This is a genomic window from Streptomyces microflavus, assembly GCF_014650075.1.
In the GTDB taxonomy this organism is placed as follows: Bacteria; Actinomycetota; Actinomycetes; order Streptomycetales; family Streptomycetaceae; genus Streptomyces; species Streptomyces microflavus.
Genome location: NZ_BMUG01000007.1, coordinates 123,724 through 144,505, shown reverse-complemented (window position 1 = coordinate 144,505; position 20,782 = coordinate 123,724). Strand labels below are relative to the sequence as shown.

Sequence of the window (20,782 nt, the reverse complement as noted above, 5' to 3'; positions counted from 1 at the left end):
GTCACGGAAGAGCCTCCGGGGCAGGGAAGGGGTCATAGGAGTCGGTCTCGAACGGTCCCTTGTCGTCGCCGTTGACGATAAGGGGTCCGCCGGTGGTGCGTCCCCTCGCGACGCCCGATTCGGGCAGCCGGAGGGTGAAGGTGGAGCCCTGTCCCTCGGAGCTCCAGACGGTGACCTCCCCGCCGTGCGAGGCGGCCACGTGTTTGACGATGGCGAGGCCGAGACCGGTGCCACCGGTGGCCCGTGAGCGGGCCGGGTCGACGCGGTAGAACCGCTCGAAGACCCGCTCGCGGTCCTTCTCCGAGATGCCGATGCCCTGGTCGGTCACGGCGATCTCGATCAGGTCCCCGCCCGGTCCGGCGGTGCGGCGGGCCGCGATACCGACCCGGGTGCGGGCGGGACTGTAGTTGACGGCGTTCTCGACGAGGTTGCCGAGCGCTCCGACGAGCTGGCCCCGGTTGCCCCAGACCGTGAGGCCCTCGGTGCCGCCGGAGGCCATGGTGATCTGCTTGGAGCCGGCCTGCTGGCGGCAGCGGTCGATCGCCTCGGCGACGAGCACCTCCACCTTGACCGGCTCGGCGTCCTCCAGGGGGTCGTCGTTCTGCACCCGGGAGAGGTCGATGAGCTCCTGGACCAGGTTGGTCAGCCGGGTCGCCTCGATCTGCATCCGTCCGGCGAACCGCTCGACCGCCTCCGGGTCGTCGGAGGCGTCCATGACCGCCTCGGAGAGCAGCGAGAGCGCTCCCGTGGGGGTCTTGAGCTCATGGCTCACGTTGGCGACGAAGTCGCGCCGGACCGCCTCTATCCGACGGGCCTCGGTGAGGTCCTCGACCAGCAGCAGCACCAGCCGCGAGCCCAGCGGGGCGACCCGGGCGGAGACGGCGAGCGTGTCCCCCCGGCCGGTGCCGCGCCGGGGGAGGTCCAGCTCCCCCTGTCGTATCTCACCGTCGCGCCGGGTGTCGCGGGCCATGTTGAGCATCGGCTCGACGGCCAGGCGGCCGCCTCTGACCAGGCCCAGCGCATACGCGGCGGAGCTGGCCTTGACCACGCTGTCGCTCTCGTCGAGCACGACGGCGGAGGAGCTGAGCACGGAGAGGACCGTGTCCACCCCCGGCGGCAGGGCCGCGTTGCTGTCCGGCCGCAGGGACGTACGCGTGGGCCGTTTCAGGTCGCGCTCGCTCCAGCGGAACGCCAGCATGGCGATCACACCGGTACAGAGCCCGGCGATCGCTGCAGCTGCGGCGACCGCCGCGTTCACGTCCATGCTTCAAGGTTATGCGGGTGCGACGACACTCTCCCAGCCGTCCGAGTGCCATCTCGAACACTCGTCGCCCAGAGTTCACCGAGGGGATGGGGCCGGTTCACTTAGGGGGCCGGATACGGACGCGTTGCGGCCCCACCGTGTAACCGTGGGGGTCGGTCCGAGACCCCGGCCTCAGTTCTGGAACTGGAGAGGGACTTCCATGCGCGACGCTTACCACGAGGAACTCGACTCGATCGGAGAAGGCCTGGTCGAGATGGCCCGGCTGGTCGGATCGGCGATCGGACGGGCGACCACGTCCATGCTCGACGCCGACCTGAAGCTCGCGGAGAGCGTGATCGCCGGCGACCAGAAGGTCGACGACCTCCAGCACGACCTGGAGGCGCGCGCGATCGCCCTCCTCGCCCGTCAGCAGCCGGTGGCGACCGATCTGCGGATCGTGGTGACCTCGCTGCGGATGAGCGCCGACCTGGAGCGCTCGGGCGACCTCGCCCAGCACGTGGCGAAGCTGGCCCGGCTGCGCTTCCCGCAGTCGGCGGTCCCGCACGACCTGCACGCCACCATCCTGGAGATGGGGCAGCTCGCCCAGCGGCTGATGGCCAAGGCGGCCGAGGTCATCATCACCAAGGACGTCGATCTGGCGCTCCAGCTGGAGCAGGACGACGACGAGATGGACCTGCTGCACCGCACGCTCTTCCAGCACCTGATGGACGACCGCTGGAAGCACGGCATCGAGACGGCCGTCGACGTGACGCTGCTGGGCCGCTACTACGAGCGCTTCGCCGACCACGCGGTCTCGGTGGCCAAGCGCGTCGTCTACCTGGTGACGGGTGAGCACGCCGACGAGATCCAGGCGGCGACGGCGACGGCGACGCCGGTGGAGGGCTCGTAGCGGTCTGTACGGATCACGCGACGCCCTATAGGGGATCGCGTGATCCTCAGGGGTGCCGCAGGATCGCGTGATCCTCAGAGGTCCCGGCGGTGCGTGATGGCCTCACGCGCTCCCGGCGCACGCGAGTCGCACATGCGTTCCTGCCCATGTGCGCCGTTGATGCGCCCGCCGGGATGGGCATGCAATGGGGCGGGGACGGCGCCATGGCAGCCGTACGCCGTACGTGCGCTGCCTGCGAGACGTGCAGCAGGTGCCTTGCGTGCCGTACGTGCGGTACGTGCCATGTCCGTACGTCCCCGGCGGCGGCGCACCGGCGTCGGCCGCCCAGCCGTACGCCCCTGAGGAGGGACCATGGCCGATTCCCCCATGACCGAACCCCAGCTGGAGACCCCGACCGAAGTGGTGCACCTGCCCGTGCTCGGCGCCTGCGGCTGCGGCTCGGGCTGCGGGTGCGGCTGCCAGTCCGGTGCTCCGTGCCAGTGCGGCGGCTGCTCGGGCTGACCCGCGCCACTCATCCCGTACGCATGCGGACGGCGCCCGCCCGGTCGGTTCTCCGGGCGGGCGCCGTCGCCGCGTTCCCGCGTGTACGGGACTTCCCTGCACGGCTGCAGGGGTGCACGGGTGTACGGGTGCACGGGTGTACGGGGTCAGACCGCGCGTTCCACCGCCACTGCCGCCGCCGGGTCGGGCTCGGCCTGGTCCGGGCGGGCCTGAGCGGGTACGGGGGCGGGCTCGGGGACGTTCTCCTCGCCCGGGGTCTCCTCGCGGGGCAGGTTGCGCATCAGCAGCCAGTAGCCGAGGGCGGCGACCGTACCGATCACCGCGCAGGCGCCCCAGAGCCAGGCGGCGCCGTAATGGTCGATCACGAAACCGGACATCAGGGGCGCGACGAGCGCGGCCACCGACCAGGACATCGTGTACACGCCCTGGTAGCGGCCCCGGCCCTGAGCCGGTGACAGCTGCACGACCAGGCCCGTCTGGGTGGGCGCGTTGACGATCTCGGCGAGGGTCCAGACGCACACCGTCAGGGCGTACACCGCGACGGAACCGGCGAAGGCGGTGAGGCCGAAGCCGTACCCGGCGAGCACCGAGGAGATGATCAGCAGCCGCCGTGGATCGCGGTGCTGGATGAAGCGGGTGACGGGGATCTGGAGGGCCACGATCAGCACCCCGTTGACGGCGATGGCGGTGCCGAAGTCGGAGCTGGAGAGCCCGTCCGCCCCCATCGCCACCGGCAGCCCCACGTACCCCTGCTGGAAGATCAGCGACACCAGGAACGACAGCCCCACGACCCCCATGAAACGCCCGTCGCGCAGAACCGTGATGAGCCGCACCTCGTCCTTGGCCCGCTTCCCGTCGGCGGTCTTCACGGGCGTCTGCGCGGGCCGCGACTCGGGCACCTTCACGAAGACGAGGACGGCGCAGACCAGGGTCATCAGGGCCTCGCCGATGAAGCCGGCGAGGTAGCTGTACTCGGCGATGAACCCGGCCGCGGCGGACGAGACCGCGAACCCGAGGTTGATGGCCCAGTAGTTGAGCGAGAAGGCCCGCACGCGGTCCTTGGGGGGCACGATGTCCGCCATCATCGCCTGGACGGCGGGGCGCGAGGCGTTGCTCGCCATGCCGACGAGGAAGGCCACCCCCGCGATGGCGAAGGGGTGCACCATGAACCCGAGCACCGCCACGGAGACGGCCGTCGAGAGCTGCGCGATCAGCATGGTGGGCCGCCGCCCCAGCCGGTCGGTCATCACCCCGGCGCCGAGCGAGGAGATGACCCCGCCGAGCCCGTGGAGGGCGGCGACGAGACCGGCGTACGAGGCCGAGTAGCCCCGGTCCAGGGTCAGGTACAGCGCCATGAAGGTGGCGACGAAGGCCCCGAGGCGGTTGACCAGGGTGCTGAGCCAGAGCCACCAGAACTCCCGGGGCAGCCCGGAGACGGTCTCGCGGGCGGCTGTTCTGAGACCGGCGACGGACATGCGGTTCCCCCCACGGGACGTACGGACCAAGGCGCACCGGGTAAGAGTCCCGATGGCAGTCCGAACATTACGAAGCTCCGCTTCCCACCCGCCACCCGATTGACGCCGCCCGTCAATCGTCAGCGCGGCCCGCGCCCCGGCGAACCGTCAGCCGTCGGTGCGCCCGGCACCTCCACGGGTGCCCTGTCCGCTACGCGGGCGGGCGCGCGAAGGCCGCAGGGGTTCGATTACGCTCGGACTCATGGCCGACGCACCGTACAAGCTGATCCTCCTCCGCCACGGCGAGAGCGAATGGAACGCGAAGAACCTGTTCACCGGTTGGGTGGACGTCAACCTCACCGAAAAGGGCGAGAAGGAAGCAGTCCGCGGCGGTGAGCTGCTCAAGGACGCCGGTCTGCTCCCCGACGTCCTGCACACCTCCCTCCAGCGCCGCGCGATCCGCACCGCGCAGCTGGCCCTGGAGTCCGCCGACCGCCTCTGGATCCCGGTCCGCCGCTCCTGGCGCCTGAACGAGCGCCACTACGGCGCCCTCCAGGGCAAGGACAAGGCACAGACGCTGGCCGAGTTCGGCGAGGAGCAGTTCATGCTCTGGCGCCGCTCGTACGACACCCCGCCGCCGCCGCTGGCCCGCGACGACGAGTACAGCCAGTTCGACGACCCGCGCTACGCGACCCTCCCGCCGGAGGTGCGCCCGGACACGGAGTGCCTGAAGGACGTCGTCGTCCGGATGCTCCCGTACTGGTTCGACAGCATCGTCCCCGACCTCCTCACCGGCCGCACGGTCTTGGTCGCCGCCCACGGCAACAGCCTCCGCGGTCTGGTGAAGCACCTGGACGGCATCTCGGACGAGGACATCTCGGGCCTCAACATCCCGACCGGCATCCCGCTCTCCTACGAGCTCGACGCCGATTTCAAGCCGCTGAAGCCGGGCGGCACGTACCTCGACCCGGACGCGGCGAAGGCGGCCATCGAGGCCGTGAAGAACCAGGGCAAGAAGAAGTAGCTTCCTTGATCATGCCCCCGACCTGCGCATACGGCGCGGGGCGGGGGCATTTTCACGTGCCGGGCGTGCTGTAGGACTGCCAAGTTGTGGCGAGCACAGGTATTGACGGTCACTCACCGAACCCGGTCTACGCGTAGGGCCGGATGGCCACCGTGACATCCATGGTGAACGCGTTCGTCCCCGCCGCGGACGGCAGCCCCAGGGCCCGGTCGAGCACGCGCCCCAGGGGGCCGCAGCCAGTGGTGCGCGGGGCGGTGAACTCCGTGTCCTGGGCGGCGAAAGCCACGATCAAGGGGTCCCTGGATATCACCCGGGTGGGATCGGTGTCCTTGAGCACCAGGTGGACCGCCTCTTCATCGCTGCCCACCGAGCAGCCCGACGACGGCCCGGCCGGCAGCCCGTGCGCCCGGCCCAGGGCGAACTTGATGTCGAACTCGCCGCGCCGGGTGTCGTCGGACAGGAAGTCCGAGTAGCCGCCGTACTGCGGAGTCAGCGTCAGCGGGGTGCCTCCCACCCGGATCGGCGCAGCGGTCATCCTGCCGAAGACCTGGCGGAATTCACCGTCCACACGGCCTTCCGCAAAGGTGATCTTCATCGGTTCGGTGAGCGGCTCGTCGATGGCGCCCAGGCGCAGGTGCCCCGTGGCGTGCATGACCTCGCAGCGCCAGGTCCCGGGGTCCGCACCTGCGGGCAGCTCGTCGGCGGTCGGGCAGGCGGAGAAGTCGAACTCGGGCAGAGCCGGGGCCCGTTCAGCTCCATGCGCGGGTGCGGTGCCCAGCGTGAGTCCGGCAAGCAGGGCCCCCGCAGCAGCACTTGCGAAGCGGCGGAGTGCGCGGTTCAAGGTCACTCGGTTCGGGGTCATGCGTTTCAGCATTGCAGAGCTTTCTCTGCAGAGGAAGCTCTGCAGAGAAATTGCTGCCGTCCGGATAGGCTGACCCCATGACGAAAGAGCGGAGAGCGGAAGCCGCAGAGCCGCGCACGGTCGACAGCCCCGAGGTGCTCAAGGCGCTCTCGCACCCCCTGCGCCTGCGCATCCTGCGCCACCTCGGCGCGGCGGGCCCGGCCACCTCGACCACGCTGGCCGCCGCCCTCGGCGAGAACACCGGGACGCTCAGCTACCACCTGCGCATGCTGGAGCGCAGTGGCCTCATCGAGGACATCCCCGAGCGCTCCACCGGGCGGGAGCGCTGGTGGCGCGGGGTGCGCGGGCTCGACATCCGCAGGCCGCCGCAGGGTGAGCTGACGGAGGCCGAGCGCGCCATGGCGGCCGAGCTGGACCGGATGAGGATGGACGAGGACGTCGAGCTCGCCCGGCAGTTCAGCGCCGGGCAGGCGGAGTCCGAAGGCTGGATGCGGGGTTCCCGCAGCCTCACCCACCTGACGAAGGGTGAGCTGGACGCCTTCCACGACGACTATCTGGCCCTGCTCGCGCGCTATGCCCGAGGTCCCGAGGACGCCCCCGCCGACGCACGACCCGTACTCCTCCGCTGGTTCGGCCTGCCAGCCGACTGACCGGCAGCCGGCCGGCCCGTCCGTCGGCCGGGGGCTCGCTCGCGCCTCGGGGCGGCGGCCTCGTCAGTAGATGACGACTCTCCAACGCTCCACCCACACCAGCCACATCCCGCCCGATCCCCGCACCTGGACCCGGTCCTCCTCCACCTCCCAGGCGGTGCCGTAGAGCGTGGCCTCGGGGAGGTTCACCCTGACCACGTCGTGGACCTCCAGGTCGTCCGGGACCGGGCGACTCCAGGTATGCGCACATCGGTCGCAGGCGTAGCCCACCGCGTCGATCCTGTCCGACCCCGGCGTGGACAACGGGGTGCCCTCACGCACCGCCTCTGCGTAGCAACGCAGGCACGGGTCGGCGGTGTGTGCGCCTACCGATCGGGACATTGTTCGATTCTGTCCCATGAGAGCCCATAGAGTTCCGGCGCAGAGGGTCGATCTCACGCCCTCGGTTCGGCATCATGCGGAGGGCGGGCGAGCCCGGTGTGGGTCTCGTCGGGCGGGTTGCCCGGTCGGGCAACCCTTGGAGCGGATGATCTGCCACCTTCGAGGAGCTCTCATGGCCCTGGAAAAGTACTCGTACAAACCGTCGTTGCACCGCGCGGGCACCGTAGGGCATGGCCGCCGCTGTTCATGGCACGGCCTGAAGTCATGCGCGGAAGAGCCGACCAGCAGCTACCTGACGCCCATCGGGAGGATGGCCGCGTGCCCCCGCGCAGAGCGTCAGATCGAGGACCGGTACGGCAGTCCGTCCTGAGACCGGTGCCCGGGCGGCTGCCGGTCGGCAGTGACCGAGGCCTGCACCCCCAGCCCGAACTCCGGCCCCCACGCACTACGGTGACCCTCACACGCAAGGGCAAGGGAGATCGGGGAGAGCGATCATGGGCGAGTCTCTGAAGACCTTCGTCGGCGGTGCCGAGGTCGAGGTGCCCAACAGCATCCCGGACATCCGGGCCGCGCTGCCCGAGGAGAGACGCGAGGAGTTCGATCTCGCCATCAACGGGGCCGGGGTCCATGAGATCCAGGCCGTCATGCGGCACTGGATGCTGGAGGCCGTTCCCGATCCCGAGGCCGAGCAGATCCTGGACCGGCTGGCGCAGGACGAGGCCGAGAGGCGGAGCGTCGCTTGAGCTTCCGCATCTCCTACGCGCCGCCCGCCGACGACACCCTGGCCAAGATGGGCGACGGCCTGTCCTTCCGGGACGAGATGGCCCGCACCCTGGGCAGGGAGCCGTACGGGCACGCCTCCTCCGCCGTCAAGAGCGAGCGGGACCGGCGTGAGGCCACCGTCTCCGGGGCCATCGTCCTCTACTACGTCTCCCGGTCCGTGCTGACCGTCACCGTCGTACGGCTCGTACCCCTGCCCTGAAGCCTGAGCCGCCGGGCAGGGGTACGTTCATCAGCCGAGCTTCTTCGCCTGCGCCGCCACGACCTCCGTCGGCACGGGGAACTTCACGCTGCGGCCCCCCATCGCTGCCAGGTTGACCGAGTAGAACGTCGCCACGGTGCCCTCCTCGCGGAGCGCCACCAGCTTGGTCGGGACCTGGTCGTCGCCGTCGCCCATGGCGGTGACCGTCCACGCTGCGGACTCGTCGCCGCCGGTGACCTTCTCCTCGGTGACCGAGACGACCTTCTGCGGTTCACCGGCGATCGTGGCGGTGAAGCCGCCCGCGCACTCCCCCGCGGCCTTCTTCAGCGCGGCGAACGTGTCCGGACCCGCCGTCCCCTCGTACGCATGCAGCGCGATGAAGGTGGAGGTCACGTCGAAGGCCGCCTTCAGCACGTCCTCGGCGTCGCCGTCCGTCAGGTCCTCCACCGACTTCTTGGCGTCGGCCTTCTTCGGCTCACTGACGACCTTGCGCTTCGCCGTGGCGGCCGAGCCCTTCTGCGCGACGCCGTACATCGCGTGGGCGACCGGGAGGCAGGCCTCCTTGTCGACCGTGACGCCACCTTCCGGCATCTCGTCGTCCGGGCCGGTCTTGGCGATCTTGTGGCCCTCGACGTCGCCCTGCTTCAGCGACGCGGTCTCCAGCTCGGCGGCGCTGAGCGCCTTGGCCGAGGTCTTCGGCGCCGAGTCGGCGCCGTTCGCGGCACCGCCCTTGTCGTTCTTCCCGTCCTCCGCGTCGGACGAGCCGCCGCAGGCCGTGACCAGCAGGGTCAGCGAGACCGCACAGGCGGCGAGGGCGGTACGGCGTACAGCAGTGGCGCGCATGGTTCTTCTCTCCGGTTCGGGGAGCAACCGCCCCTCCCCCGTGCGGCACTTCGACGCCGTCTGGGACGGACCGTCGCAGTGACCCACACTTTATGGTCGAACCTGTGAGCGACGACCGGTCCGGCGGCCCCCCTCCCAAGATCGTGATTCCGCCGTGATCATCCTGTGAACCCACTGTGCGGTGCCGCCGCACGGGGTCTCCCTAACGTGCGCGTACACCCCGCTGCGCCTCGTACAGGTTGGCCGGCCTGACCGCCTCCGGAGTGCCGTACGCCGCCAGCCTCGTGTGCAGGTCGCCGGTGAAGTCGGGGACGTCGATCTGGCCGAACTCCCTTACCTCACTGATCCCGACCGTCGCGCTGTACGGGGCGAGGCCGTCGATCCTCATCAGCCCGGCCCGGCCGTTGGTGACCCGGATGTTCCAGTGTGTGAAGCGCGCCCCGAACAGCGGGCCCGCGCTCGCGTCGCCGCCGTGGACCCCGTTGTTGTTCACCGTGATGTCGGTGCGGACGTTGGCGAACGGCATGCCCCGGTGCGAGTCGAACGTGCCCATCTCCATCCGGCCCCGCGACCAGACGTTGTAGCTGGACAGGCCCTCGACGTTGATGCCGTGGAGCTGGGTGCCGGAGGGCGCGGGGGTGGTGCGCTCCGCGACGGTGAAGTCCTCGATCAGGTTGTCGTGCGAGCCCTCGCGGCAGTAGTACGGGTGGTGGGCGCCCCGGCCCTCCACCTTCGTACGGCGCAGGGTGCAGGCCGAAGCGCCGATCAGGCCGAAGCCGTTGTCGACGTGCCGGACCGTCACGTCGTCCGCCCAGCAGTCGTACGCGCACTGGAACGCGAGGCCGTTGTACCCCTGGTCCAGCAGGTGCGGGGCCTGCGGCTTCAGAGGCGCCTCCAGCGTCAGACCCGCCACGCCCGAACCGGTGAGCGGGGTGACCAGGGTGGTGAGGCGGGGGTCCCACGCGGCGCGGATGTCGAGCGGGAGCGGGCGTTCCAGGGTGATGCGGCGGCCATGTACGGCGGTGATGCGGACGGGCCACTCGTAGGGGACGTACGAGGTCAGCTTGGTCTTGTCCGCCCAGGTGTACGCCCGCGCACCTTCGCTCTCGCCCGCCATGTGCTGGAGCAGCGTGTGTCCGGAGTCGTCGGCGAGGCGGAGGAGGACGAGGGCGCCGGGCCTGAGCCCTCGGGCGTCGTCGACCGTGACCGTACGGTCGCCCCGGCGTGCGGGGGCCGGGACGGCGAGGGTGCGCCACGCGTCGCGGCGGTTGCCGGTCCAGCCCTCGAAGGGCCACGCCTTCGCCCGGATCGCGTCGGTGAGCGAGGCCCAACGCTCCTTCGGGCAGAGCCAGATGAGCCCGCCGGCCCAGGACCAGCTGGACTTGTCGCCGCCGTACCGGCTGCCGTAGACGCCGATCAGCTCGGTGAGGCTGCGGGTCGCGAGCAGCTTCGTGGCACCGCTGCCCGCGCCGCGCGCCACGACGCCGCTGTGGCCGATGCGGATGATGTCGTCGATGCGGTACGTCCCCGCCGGGATGGTCACCGTGCCGCCGCCCCGCTCCCCGGCCGCGACGATGGCGCGGTTGATGGCGGGGGCGGCGTCGGCCGAGCCGTCGGGGCGGGCCCCGTGGTCCCGTACGACGTCGGTGACGAAGCCGCGGGCTCCGGTCTTCCGGGAGCGGCGGCCCGGGAGGGCGGATCCGGCGCGGTAGCCGGCCCGGCCGACGAAGGGGATCTGGGGGTGGGTGTAGGGGGCCGCGGTGAACTCCCGCCAGAGGGCGGCGGAGTCGGCGGGGGCCGGCGCCCTGCGGGTCGCGGCGGCCGTGCCACTCATCGCGTGCGTCGCGGCCGCCGTACCGCTCATCGTGTGCGTCGCGGCCGCCGTACCGCTCATCGTGTGCGTCGCGGCCGCCGTGCCACTCATCGCGTGCGTCGCGGCCGCCGCCACGACCGCCGCCGCGCTGCCGAGCAGTCCGCGCCTGCTGATGTTCCCGTGGGTCGCCATGATCCGAACCACCTTCCGTTCGCATATCTGAACATGGTTCACGTCTGCGTTGGCGGTGAGCATGACATGGCTCTACGGCGCAGGGAAGGCCCTGTGCGGCGGGGTGTCCGGTACAGCTTGTGGAGCGGACCCGGCCTCAGCCGTCGGACGAGCGCTCGATCAGGTGGCTGAACGCGTCGAGGTTGCGCGTGGACTCGCCGCGCGAGACCCGCCACGCGTACTCCTTGCGGATCGAGCTCGCGAAGCCCAGTTCGAGGAGGGTGTTGAACGACTCGTCGGCCGCCTCCAGGACCGTGCCGAGCAGCCGGTCCAGCTCCTCGGGGGTGACCACGGAGAGCGGCAGCTTGCCGGCCAGGTAGACGTCACCGAGCGAGTCGATCGCGTAACTCAGGCCGAAGAGGCGGAGGTTGCGCTCCAGGAGCCAGCGGTGCACCTCGGCCTCGTTCTCGTCCGGGTGGCGGACGACGAAGGCGTTGAGGGAGAGGGAGTGCTTGCCGACGATCAGCGAACAGGTCGTCGACAGCTTGCGGGTGCCCGGCAGCGTCACCACGAAATTGCCGGGCGCGGGGCTCTCCCAGGCGAGCCCGGCCTCGTTCAGCGTCGCCTCGATGACCTGGGCCGCTGCTGTTCCATCGGGTACGTCAGCCATGCAGCGAGCGTACGTCAGCCCCCTGCGCGGGGCAGGCGCGGGCAGCGCCTCAGCCGTGGTGGGTACGCGCCCGGCGGCGGTGGTCGGCCAGCGCCGCCGTGTAGACGTCGGCCGTCGCCGAGGCCGCCGTGTCCCAGCCGAAGGACTGCGCGTGCGCCGCGGCCGCCGCCCCCATGCGCTCCACCAGCTCCGGCGCGTCCGCGAACCGCTCGATCGCGCGGGCGTACGCCTCCGGGTCGTGGCCGGGTATCAGGAAGCCGCTGACCTCGTCCCGCACCGCCACCGGCAGCCCGCCCACCGCCGCCGCGACCACCGGCGTACCGGCCGCCTGGGCCTCGATGGCGACCAGACCGAAGGACTCGCTGTACGACGGCATGACCAGCACGGACGCGGCCCGGAACCAGTCCGCGAGCCGGTCCTGGCCCACCGGCGGGTGGAACCGTACGACATCGGCGATGCCGAGGCGCGCGGCCAGCTTCTGGAGCCCCTCGGGCTTGGCGAGCCCGCTGCCGCTCGGCCCGCCGACGACGGGCACGACGATGCGGGAGCGGAGGGAGGGGTCCCGGTCCAGGAGGACGGCGACCGCGCGCAGCAGCACGTCCGGGGCCTTCAGCGGCTGGATGCGCCCCGCGAAGAGGGGGATCAGCGCGTCCTGCGGCAGGCCGAGCCGGGCCCGCGCGGCGGCGCGGGCGGATGGGGCCTCCCCTGGACGGAGCTTGTCGGAGCCCTTGGGGAAGGGGCGGAAGCGCTCCAGGTTGACGCCGGGGTGCACGACGGCGACGGCGGAGGGGTCGGCGTCGTAGAAGCGGACCAGCTCGTCGGCCTCCTCGGCGGTGTTGGCGATCAGCCGGTCGGAGGCGTGGACGATCTGGGTCTCGCCGATGACGCGCGCGGCCGGCTCGGGGGTGTCGCCCTCGGCGAGCGCGGCGTTCTTGACCTTGGCCATGGTGTGCATGGCGTGCACGAGCGGGACGCCCCAGCGCTGGGCGGCGAGCCAGCCGACCTGGCCGGAGAGCCAGTAGTGGGAGTGCACCAGGTCGTAGTAGCCGGGGCGCTGGCCGGCCCAGGCCTGCATCACACCGTGCGTGAAGGCGCAGAGCTGGGCGGGCAGGTCCTCCTTGGCGAGCCCCTCGTACGGCCCGGCGTCGACGTGCCGGACCAGGACACCGGGGGCCAGCTCGACCTCGGGGGGCAGCGAGCCGGTGGTGGCCCGGGTGAAGATCTCGACCTCGATGTTGATCGCGGCGAGGCGCTTGGCCAGCTCGACGATGTAGACGTTCATCCCGCCCGCGTCGCCCGTGCCGGGCTGGTGGAGCGGGGAGGTGTGCACGGAGAGCATCGCGATGCGCCGCGGCTTGCGGGAGGACCCGGGGAAGCCGCCGGGGAACCTGATGCGGGGCCCGGTCCGGGTGGAACCGAGCCGGGAGACGTACTGGCTCACGTCGTCGGTCCTCCTCACTCAGGGCATGCCTCGAAGGGGCGCGGGGCCCTCCGAAGGGCGAGAACAGCGGAATCCTGCCTTTCATTTCCTCTTTGCCAAATCATTACGGACGCGGGGGGAGGCGGCATCCTGCGGATACCCGTCCCTCCCTGTCGCATACGCTCACCGCATGCGCCAGCGCCCCATCGGCACCGCCACCCGCGGGACCACCAACCCGAACCGGCTGCGCCGCATGGACCGCTGGATCGCCGCCGTGCACGGCCCCGCCCTGCGCCGCGCCGACGCCCCCGTGGCCGTCGACCTCGGGTACGGGGCCGCCCCCTGGACCGCCGTCGAACTCCTGGCCCGGCTGCGTACCGCCGAACCCCGCACCGCCGTGGCGGGCATCGAGATCGACCCGGAGCGGGTCGCCGCGGCGAAGCCGTACGAGCGCGAGGGGCTCACCTTCGTCCACGGCGGCTTCGAGATCCCGCTGGAGGTGCGGCCCACGCTCATCCGGGCCGCGAACGTGCTCAGGCAGTACGACGAGGGCCAGGTCGCCGAGGTCTGGGCGCGGCTGTGCTCCCGGCTCGCCCCCGGCGGGCTCCTGGTGGAGGGGACCTGCGACGAGATCGGGCGCCGGCATGTCTGGGTGGCGCTGGGGCCCGAGGGGCCGCGCACGGTCACCTTCGCGACCCGGCTCGGCTCGCTGGAGCGCCCCTCCGATCTCGCGGAGCGGCTGCCGAAGGCGCTGATCCACCGGAACGTTCCGGGCGAGCCGGTCCACGCGTTCCTGCGCGACTTCGACCGGGCCTGGGCGGCGGCCTCCCCCTATGCGTCGCTCGGCGCCCGGCAGCGCTGGATCGCCGCGGTGCGGGCGCTGTCGGCCGACTGGCCGGTGACGGACGGCGTACGGCGGTGGCGCCAGGGCGAGGTCACGGTGGCGTGGGACGCCCTGCGGCCCGACGACCGCTGAACGATCACCCGACCGGGCGAAAGTATGCTCTTCCGGGGAACGACGGGAACGCCGACCGCGTGTCGTTCGTCCTGGGGATGGGGATCACGAGGCGCCGGACACCGACTGCCTCTGTTGCTTTACGGGACGACATGGCACGATCGCGACGTCGCCTGAACGTTACTGATGGTAAGTCAGATGCACGCTATCCGGCTTCTATTGCTTTTGTCTTGATTTCGTTCTTGCTGGGGGAGCTCGTGAACCGACGCCACTGCGCCGCCGCGGCCATCACGCTGGTCTGCGCGCTGAGCCTGCTGACCGTTCCGGTCCAGGCGATGGCCGCGCCGACGCCGGACTCGACGCCGTCGCCCTCCGCCTCCGCCCCCTCTTCGCCGGGGCCGTCGTCCGAGAAGGACCTCGAAAAGGTCCGCGAGCAGATAGAGACGCTCTACCGGCAGGCCGCAGCGGCGACGGACGCGTACAACCTCGCCGAGGAGCAGACGAAGAAGCAGTCCGGCGAGATCGTGAAGCTGGCCAAGGCGATCGTCGACGGCCAGGCCCGCATAGCCGAGTTGAAGGACCGCGCCGGCGCCCAGGCGCGCGAGCAGTACCGCAACGGCGGCCTGCCCCCCGGCGCCCAACTGGTCCTCAGCGACGACCCCCAGCTCTTCCTGGACGGCGTCAACAAGGTCCGCACCAGCCAGCAGGCGAGCAAGACGGTCCTGGCCGAGCTGAACCGGACCCAGGAGGACCTGGAGACGTACACCCAGGACGCGAGCAGCAACTGGCACAAGCTGGAGACGAACCGGGTCAAGCAGGCCAAGGCCAAGAAGAAGATCAACGCCCGGATAGCCTCGGCGGAGAAGCTCGAATCGGAGCTGGAGACGGAGGAGCGCGCCCGGCTCCGCCAGCTGGAGCAGGAAGCCGCCAACAGGGCCCAGTCCGCCTGGCTCGCCACCCGCCCCGTCCAGGACGTCGAGGCCATCAGCGGCGAGGCGAGCGCGGCCGGCAAGGCGGCCATCGCCTTCGCGACCGCGCAGATCGGCAAGCCGTACGTATGGGGGGCCACAGGCCCGGGCTCGTACGACTGCTCGGGGCTCACCATGAAGGCCTGGGCGGCGGCGGGCCGGCCGATCCCGCGCACCTCGCAGGAGCAGTGGCGGCTGCTCCCGCGCATCGACATCAAGGACATGCGCCCCGGCGACCTGATCATCTACCACGCCGACGCCAGCCATGTCGCGATGTACGTCGGCGACGGCACGATCGTCCACTCCCCGCGCCCCGGCCGCCATGTCACGCTGGCGGGCGCCGGCTCGATGAAGATCCTCGGTGTGGTCCGGCCGGACAAGTAGGGGCTCACCGACTTTTTCCCCCCTCCTGCGGAACGCGAGCTCCCTCCCGAGGAGATCCCTCCCGAGGAACTCCGTGCCGAGGAACGTGAGCGGCGCCACGTGGCAGGGGCGGGCTCGGGCGTGCGCGGGTGATGTTTGTCATGGCCTCTCCCCCGCCCCCGCCGTGCCCCATCCCGCCGGATCCGTGCCAGGACGCGGCTTATGACGGCGCATATGACAGGGGCCGGTCCCCGTGCGCCATTCCGTTCCCCCGCCGCCGACCGCTATCGTCCCCGTCTGGCGAGTCGACGACCGTCGTCCCGCCGCGCCCTCGGGGGAGGGAAGGAAACCCGTACCGATGCCCGTACCCGTGCCCGTACCGCAGCAGCGCGACGTTCCCGCTGCGGAGACCAGCCATGGCGGCGACCTCACCGTCCTGGTGATCGAGGACGACCCGGCGGGCAGCATCACGGGACCCGAACTCTCGGCAGCGGCCGGAACCCGGGTCCGTATCCGTACGGCCCGCAACCTCACCGAGGCGGGGCGGCTGCTCACCGACGACGTCGACTGCATCCTGCTGGACCTCGCGCTGCCCGTGCCGGCCGGCTCCGCCGGGGCCGCGCCCGCCGCTGCCGCGCCCGCCACCGCGTCCACCACCGCCGCACCCGGCGCCGAGCACCGCCCGGAGCCCGCCCCCGGCCGCGCCGACGAGCTGGCCGTCCTCACCCACGTACTGCGGATCGCCCCGCTCCACGCGGTCCTCGTGCTCACCGCGCAGGACGACACGGAATTGGCGGCCGAGGCGGTACGGGTCGGGGCGCAGGACTATCTGTTCCGGGGCGAGCTGGACGCGCGGGTGCTGAGCCGTGCGATCCGGTACGCCGTCGAGCGCAAGCGGGCCGACATCGCCCAGCACCAGCTGACGGAGTCCGGGCTGCGCGCCCAGGAGAACGCCCGGCTGGAACGCGGCCTCCTGCCCACCCCGCTCCTGGAGGGCTCCGACCTGAGCTTCGCCGCCCGCTACCGGCCGGGCCGCAGCCGCGCCCTCCTGGGCGGCGACTTCTACGACACCGTGCGCACCCCGGACGGCACGGTCCACGCGATGATCGGCGACGTCTGCGGGCACGGCCCGGACGAGGCGGCGCTCGGCGTCGAGCTGCGGATCGCCTGGCGGGCCCTGACCCTGGCCGGGCTCTGCGGCGACCAGCTGCTCTCCACGCTCCAGCAGGTGCTGGAGCACGAGCGGCAGAGCGAGGAGATCTTCGCGACGCTCTGCACCGTCGACATCGCCCCCGACGGGCGCCGCGCCGGACTCTGCCTGGCCGGCCACCCCGCACCGCTGCTGGCCCGCCACGGCCGGCCTGCACGGCTGCTCCCGTACGAGGACGGCGGCCCGGCGCTCGGGCTGCTGCCGCGCGCCCGGTGGCCGAGGCGCCAGGTGGAGCTGGGCGGGGAGTGGAGCCTGATGATGTACACGGACGGGCTGATCGAGGGCCGCGTCGGCGCGGGCAGCAGTCAGCGGCTGGGCCAGGACGGCATGGTCGCGATGGTCAACAGCCGGCTGGAGCAGGGGCTGACGGGCGAAGACCTGTTGGAGGCCGCGGTCGCCGAGGTGCGGGAGCTGAACGGCGGCGAGCTGACGGACGACGTGGCGGTGCTGCTGCTGGGCCGCGATCCGGAGCGGATACGGCGACGGGGCCGGAGCGCCTCGCGCCCCGGCCCCGTATCGACCGCTCCTGCTGCCGCTCCTGCCGCGAGCGCTCAGCGCCCGCCGTTGTACGGCCCGTAGGGCCCGTCACTGCTGGAACCGCCCCGGCGGCCTCCGCCGCCACCGCCCGAGACCTCCTTGAGCGCGGGCCGCACGTCGACCATGAACACGATCGACGCGACCACGCCCGCGAGCTGGAGGAAGAGCATGGGGATGAGCAGGTTCACGGCGACGGCGACGCCGAGGATGACCAGCCAGAACGACTTCTTCTTCTTGTCGGCGGCACGGTACGCGTCCTCCCGGGCGGTCGCCGCGAAGACGAAGGCGACCACGGCCAGCACCAGCATGCCCAGGTAGAGCAGCTGGAGGAGTGTGCCGAATCCTGAGAGCAACATGGTGTGTACCGCCTAGTGAGTGGATGAGCGCCCTGCGGCCAAGGTACCGGGACAACGAACCGGCCACCGGTAAAGGTGCCCGCCCCGCGCCCCGGTCACTCGTACGTACCGAACGGACCCGCAGGGTTCACTTACCGGCGGGCGGCGTGGTCTTCTTCGCGGTGGGCTTGCGCGGAGCGGGAGCCTTCTTGGCGGGCGCGGCCTTGGCCTCGGCGGGCGCGGGCTTCGTCCCGGCGGGAGCGGGCGTGGCCGGTGTGGCGGACTTCGCGGCGGGGGCCGGCTTGACCGCCGTCGGCTTGGGCTCGCTCTTCGGGGCGGGCGCGGCCTTCGGCTCGGCCTCCACGACGGCGGCGATCTCGACGATCTCGTCGGCCGTCTCGCCGCGCCAGGTCCGCACGGCCTGCTCGCCGTGGACGGCGACCTTCTCGTACGTCTCCCGGGCCCGGACCGCGTACTCGGCGGCGATGCCCACACTGCGCAGCGCCAGGTCCTGAGCGCTTTCGCCCAGCTTCTTGAGGTCGGCGGCGTCGAGCGAACCGAACACCTCGGTGACCTTCGCCTGCACGGTGGCCTGGGCCTCCTTGGCCTGCGTGGTCACCTTCTCCTGCACGACCTTGGGGTCGGTGTTGCGTACGGCCTCGAACCGCTCGGGCGCCTCGGCCCGCAGCTGCTCGATCAGCGCCGGGACCTTACGCGCCTGCTGCACGGCCAGGTCGGCGGTACCGGCGGCGAAGTAGAGGGGGGTGCGGTCGGTGAGGGTCTTGCGCAGGTCATCGGTGATGGCCATGACTGTGGTCCTCCCGGATCATCAGAACCAGCTGCTGCTAGCTGTGAGGGTTGTCGTCTTTCCTGGCATCCGCCTTGAGCGTCTCGTCCACCCCGGGCGTCTCGTCCGTCTCGTCCTGCTCGGGCACGAACCCGTTCTCGCGGCGGAAGGAGTCGTAGATCTGCAGCAGGACGTTCTTCTGCCGCTCGTTGATCGACGGATCGGCCAGAATGACCGCCCGCGTCTCCAGCTCCTCCCGCTCCCGCTCGTCGAGGATTCCCGCCCGTACGTAGAGGGTCTCGGCCGAGATCCGCAGCGCCTTGGCGACCTGCTGCAGCACTTCCGCACTGGGCTTGCGCAGGCCCCGCTCGATCTGGCTGAGATACGGGTTCGACACCCCGGCGGCCTCGGCGAGCTGCCGCAGCGAGAGCTGCGCGGCACGGCGCTGCTCCCGGAGGTACTCACCGAGATTGCCGACGTTGAGTGATGCCATGGCTCGATACTGCAACACCCATGCTAACTATTGCAAGCACATGCTTGCAAAAGTGTCGCGCGCCACGCAGGATGCGGCTGCATGACTCTCTCCTCCCGCGTCGCCATGCCGGGCCAGGTCCGGTCCGTGGCCGCCCAGGAAGCGTCCGGGCCGCTGTATGTGACCAGCTACGGGGCGAGCCCGCTGGAGACGGTCGTGACGATGATGGACTTGGGGGGCGCGACGGCCTGGCAGCGCACATACGCCGGGACGGGACGGCCGCGGTCCCGCCTTTCGGCGGACGGCACGCTCTGGATCGCGTACCCGCATCAGGGCGGCCGGACTCTGGAGGGCGTCCTCCCCGACGGATCCACCCACCGGACTGTCGTCCCGGCCCGCAGGGCCGGGGAGGAGCTCAGCGCGTTCGCCCTGCTCGACGACGGGTTCTGCATCGCCTGGGCCGGCGCGTCCCGCATGCTGCGGATGTCCGAGGACGGACAACCCGCCTCCCCCTCGCCCCGCGTCGCCCGGTACACGTGGGGCGGAGACTGCCTGTGGTCGACGCCGATCGCGCTCGGCGCCGTATCTCATCCAGGCGTGCTGGGGATGGGGGCGGATACCGGCTGGGAAGTACGCCCTCTGCGGCCCTGGGTACCGGATGAAGTGGATGTCGATCACGGGGAGCCGCTGCTGGTCTCGTGCGACAGGGTCGCGGCCAGTTTCACCGACGCACGGGGCGGGATCGGGAGGACCTTCTTCCTGGACCTGGACGGTGGCGCGATCGTCTCGGCCACCTCACCCGCTCCCACGGGCCGGAAGGCGATAGCCGGTCCGGGCGAGTTTTTGATCGGGTCCCAGGGATACGGGGAGTTCACCACTCGCCGCTACGACCGGGACGGCAGCGAAACGGCCCGGTGGGCCAGCCATGGCGCGATGCTCGTCAACAGCCGAGGCACCGTATGCGGCCCCGAGCTGGAGAACTGCCTGCCGTCGACGTCGCGGTTCCGGCAACTGGCCCCGGACAACACCCTCGTGGACGGGCCTCCGTTGACGGGCTACTACACGTCCTATCCGTCGATGGACCAGGCGGGCACAACAGTGTTCTGGCGCAACGGCAGGCTCCTCGCCGTCGACGCGGACCTGACGCCGCACGAGTTGTTCGCGATGGATGACAGCCGGAACGTCCTGGGCCGCACCCTGCTGCTGGATAACGGCCGTGTTGTCACCTCGCTGGACAGTGAGGTCGTCGCCTTCCGAACCCACCTGGGGCCGCTGGCCGAGGGGCCATGGCCGTGCGGAGACGCGAATCTTCTGGGCAACCCCGTGGTGAGCGGGTCCGGTCACCCGTAACCGAGCCGTTCCTGCCAGGCCCGGAACAGCACTGCTTCGCACAGGAGGTGCGGGGACAGCCGCCATACGAATCACCTGGACGCGCTGGTCAGGGCCTCCAGTGGATCGAAATCCCATGCGCATGAACTGGTTCGCGCTCCTATAATCGTGCGATCTCGTGGAGAGGGAGGTGGAGACAGTGAAGCTTGCTGAGGCACTGGCAGAACGTGCGGAGGCGACGCGACGCGTGGAGCAGTTGCGGGCACGCGTCGTCGGCAGTGCGCGGTACCAGGAGGGGGAGACGCCCGCCGAGGATGCCGCCCAGTTGCTGGCGGAAGCCGGTGAGGTGATGAGCGCCCTGGAAACGTTGATCCGGCGGATCAACCGGACCAATGCCACCGTGGAGATGGGTCCCGACGGCACGCTCACCGACGCCCTCGCTCGCCGGGATGTCCTGCGGTTGCGCCACTCCGTGGTCACCGCGGCGGCGGACGCGGCGGCGGGTAGCGGTGAGCGGGGATACGGCCGGCAACTCCGGTCCGAGCTGATGATGCTTTCCGCCCTCCCGGTCGCGGAACTGCGCGGTCAGGCGGATGTTCTCGCGCGGGAGATCCGCGAGGTCGACGTGCGGATCCAGCGTACGAACTGGGAGGTCGATCTGCTGGACTGAGTGGTCCAGCAGGCAGGGACGATGTGGAGCAGGTAGCTGCTTCGGAGGCGTGCACACACCGAGGGCCGGCGGTTTCCGGCCCACTCCTGGCGCGTGAAGAGCAACGCGGGGGTTCGACTCCCCATCAACAGCGCAGCTCAGCACGGTGTACAGGTAAAGGTGCACATCGCACAGCACATCACCACGTGCAGATCCGAAGCGGTGAGGGCGGGTTCGGGGCTTTCCACAGCGC

General features: G+C 71.1%; 22 protein-coding genes. 11 read left to right on the top strand and 11 right to left on the bottom strand.

The genetic code is table 11. The features are described 5' to 3' along the window. Window position 1: 1 nt before the first annotated feature. Window positions 2-1,264, bottom strand: a complete 1,263-nt coding sequence (gene phoR, locus IE264_RS21090; RefSeq protein ID WP_015610294.1) for a two-component system sensor histidine kinase PhoR — start codon at window positions 1,262-1,264, stop codon at window positions 2-4. Between the two features lie 199 nt (window positions 1,265-1,463). Between phoR and phoU the strand changes: the two genes are divergently transcribed. Together phoU and IE264_RS21080 are read left to right on the top strand one after the other, a co-directional pair. Beyond that, the gene (gene phoU / locus IE264_RS21085; RefSeq protein ID WP_032758791.1) at window positions 1,464-2,153 is read left to right on the top strand and encodes a phosphate signaling complex protein PhoU; all 690 of its coding nucleotides are present in this window, start codon (window positions 1,464-1,466) and stop codon (window positions 2,151-2,153) included. A 351-nt stretch (window positions 2,154-2,504) separates the two neighbouring features. Further along, window positions 2,505-2,654, top strand: coding sequence for a hypothetical protein (locus IE264_RS21080; RefSeq protein ID WP_015610292.1), 150 nt, complete (start codon window positions 2,505-2,507; stop codon window positions 2,652-2,654). 146 nt (window positions 2,655-2,800) lie between these two features. Here IE264_RS21080 and IE264_RS21075 read toward each other — a convergent pair whose 3' ends face one another. After that, the gene (locus tag IE264_RS21075; protein WP_015610291.1) at window positions 2,801-4,129 is read right to left on the bottom strand and encodes an MDR family MFS transporter; all 1,329 of its coding nucleotides are present in this window, start codon (window positions 4,127-4,129) and stop codon (window positions 2,801-2,803) included. A 241-nt stretch (window positions 4,130-4,370) separates the two neighbouring features. Here IE264_RS21075 and IE264_RS21070 point away from each other — a divergent pair, with 241 nt between their 5' ends. Next, window positions 4,371-5,132: a phosphoglyceromutase gene (locus IE264_RS21070; RefSeq protein ID WP_031124604.1), complete on the top strand. Its 762-nt coding sequence runs from the start codon at window positions 4,371-4,373 to the stop codon at window positions 5,130-5,132. Window positions 5,133-5,259: 127 nt separating this feature from the next. Here IE264_RS21070 and IE264_RS21065 read toward each other — a convergent pair whose 3' ends face one another. After that, window positions 5,260-5,994, bottom strand: coding sequence for a hypothetical protein (locus IE264_RS21065; protein ID WP_032758873.1), 735 nt, complete (start codon window positions 5,992-5,994; stop codon window positions 5,260-5,262). A gap of 77 nt (window positions 5,995-6,071) precedes the next feature. On the opposite strand from IE264_RS21065, the gene IE264_RS21060 reads away from it, so the two are divergent. Beyond that, a complete protein-coding gene (locus IE264_RS21060; RefSeq protein WP_015610288.1) occupies window positions 6,072-6,644 on the top strand; it encodes an ArsR/SmtB family transcription factor in 573 nt (190 codons plus the stop codon). A gap of 63 nt (window positions 6,645-6,707) precedes the next feature. On the opposite strand, the gene IE264_RS21055 is transcribed toward IE264_RS21060, so the two are convergent. Next, a complete protein-coding gene (locus IE264_RS21055) occupies window positions 6,708-7,025 on the bottom strand; it encodes a hypothetical protein (protein WP_032758790.1) in 318 nt (105 codons plus the stop codon). Between the two features lie 494 nt (window positions 7,026-7,519). On the opposite strand from IE264_RS21055, the gene IE264_RS21050 reads away from it, so the two are divergent. Together IE264_RS21050 and IE264_RS21045 are read left to right on the top strand one after the other, a co-directional pair. After that, the gene (locus IE264_RS21050; protein WP_015610285.1) at window positions 7,520-7,768 is read left to right on the top strand and encodes a hypothetical protein; all 249 of its coding nucleotides are present in this window, start codon (window positions 7,520-7,522) and stop codon (window positions 7,766-7,768) included. Further along, a complete protein-coding gene (locus tag IE264_RS21045) occupies window positions 7,765-8,007 on the top strand; it encodes a hypothetical protein (protein ID WP_015610284.1) in 243 nt (80 codons plus the stop codon). The genes IE264_RS21050 and IE264_RS21045 overlap by 4 nt, the downstream gene beginning before the upstream one ends. 30 nt (window positions 8,008-8,037) lie before the next feature. Here IE264_RS21045 and IE264_RS21040 read toward each other — a convergent pair whose 3' ends face one another. The 4 genes from IE264_RS21040 to mshA form a co-directional block, all read right to left on the bottom strand. Beyond that, on the bottom strand, window positions 8,038-8,850 hold the full coding sequence (locus tag IE264_RS21040) for a hypothetical protein (RefSeq protein WP_032758789.1): 813 nt from the start codon (window positions 8,848-8,850) through the stop codon (window positions 8,038-8,040). 202 nt (window positions 8,851-9,052) lie between these two features. After that, window positions 9,053-10,855, bottom strand: a complete 1,803-nt coding sequence (locus IE264_RS21035) for a glycosyl hydrolase family 28-related protein (protein WP_106973126.1) — start codon at window positions 10,853-10,855, stop codon at window positions 9,053-9,055. 136 nt (window positions 10,856-10,991) lie between these two features. Continuing rightward, window positions 10,992-11,504, bottom strand: a complete 513-nt coding sequence (locus IE264_RS21030; protein ID WP_015610281.1) for a type III secretion system chaperone family protein — start codon at window positions 11,502-11,504, stop codon at window positions 10,992-10,994. Window positions 11,505-11,553: 49 nt separating this feature from the next. Then, window positions 11,554-12,945, bottom strand: coding sequence for a D-inositol-3-phosphate glycosyltransferase (gene mshA, locus IE264_RS21025; RefSeq protein WP_032758786.1), 1,392 nt, complete (start codon window positions 12,943-12,945; stop codon window positions 11,554-11,556). A 169-nt stretch (window positions 12,946-13,114) separates the two neighbouring features. Between mshA and IE264_RS21020 the strand changes: the two genes are divergently transcribed. The 3 genes from IE264_RS21020 to IE264_RS21010 all read left to right on the top strand — a co-directional run bounded on the left by IE264_RS21020 (window position 13,115) and on the right by IE264_RS21010 (window position 16,999). After that, window positions 13,115-13,900 carry a class I SAM-dependent methyltransferase gene (locus tag IE264_RS21020; protein WP_032758785.1) on the top strand — a complete coding sequence of 262 codons (786 nt, stop codon included), beginning with the start codon at window positions 13,115-13,117 and terminating at the stop codon, window positions 13,898-13,900. 236 nt (window positions 13,901-14,136) lie between these two features. Then, window positions 14,137-15,231: a C40 family peptidase gene (locus IE264_RS21015; protein WP_032758872.1), complete on the top strand. Its 1,095-nt coding sequence runs from the start codon at window positions 14,137-14,139 to the stop codon at window positions 15,229-15,231. Window positions 15,232-15,568: 337 nt separating this feature from the next. Further along, window positions 15,569-16,999: a PP2C family protein-serine/threonine phosphatase gene (locus IE264_RS21010; RefSeq protein ID WP_032758784.1), complete on the top strand. Its 1,431-nt coding sequence runs from the start codon at window positions 15,569-15,571 to the stop codon at window positions 16,997-16,999. Here IE264_RS21010 and IE264_RS21005 read toward each other — a convergent pair. From IE264_RS21005 to IE264_RS20995, 3 genes are all read right to left on the bottom strand, one after another. Beyond that, window positions 16,972-17,313: a DUF2516 family protein gene (locus tag IE264_RS21005; RefSeq protein ID WP_015610276.1), complete on the bottom strand. Its 342-nt coding sequence runs from the start codon at window positions 17,311-17,313 to the stop codon at window positions 16,972-16,974. The genes IE264_RS21010 and IE264_RS21005 overlap by 28 nt on opposite strands. 127 nt (window positions 17,314-17,440) lie before the next feature. Next, window positions 17,441-18,100, bottom strand: a complete 660-nt coding sequence (locus IE264_RS21000) for a hypothetical protein (protein ID WP_032758783.1) — start codon at window positions 18,098-18,100, stop codon at window positions 17,441-17,443. Between the two features lie 37 nt (window positions 18,101-18,137). Beyond that, window positions 18,138-18,572, bottom strand: coding sequence for a helix-turn-helix domain-containing protein (locus IE264_RS20995; RefSeq protein WP_015610274.1), 435 nt, complete (start codon window positions 18,570-18,572; stop codon window positions 18,138-18,140). 81 nt (window positions 18,573-18,653) lie between these two features. Between IE264_RS20995 and IE264_RS20990 the strand changes: the two genes are divergently transcribed. Together IE264_RS20990 and IE264_RS20985 are read left to right on the top strand one after the other, a co-directional pair. Further along, entirely contained in the window at window positions 18,654-19,901 is a 1,248-nt protein-coding gene (locus IE264_RS20990) for a hypothetical protein (RefSeq protein ID WP_078657541.1), read from the top strand. Window positions 19,902-20,079: 178 nt separating this feature from the next. After that, window positions 20,080-20,550: a DIP1984 family protein gene (locus tag IE264_RS20985; RefSeq protein ID WP_015610272.1), complete on the top strand. Its 471-nt coding sequence runs from the start codon at window positions 20,080-20,082 to the stop codon at window positions 20,548-20,550. Window positions 20,551-20,782 lie beyond the last annotated feature (232 nt).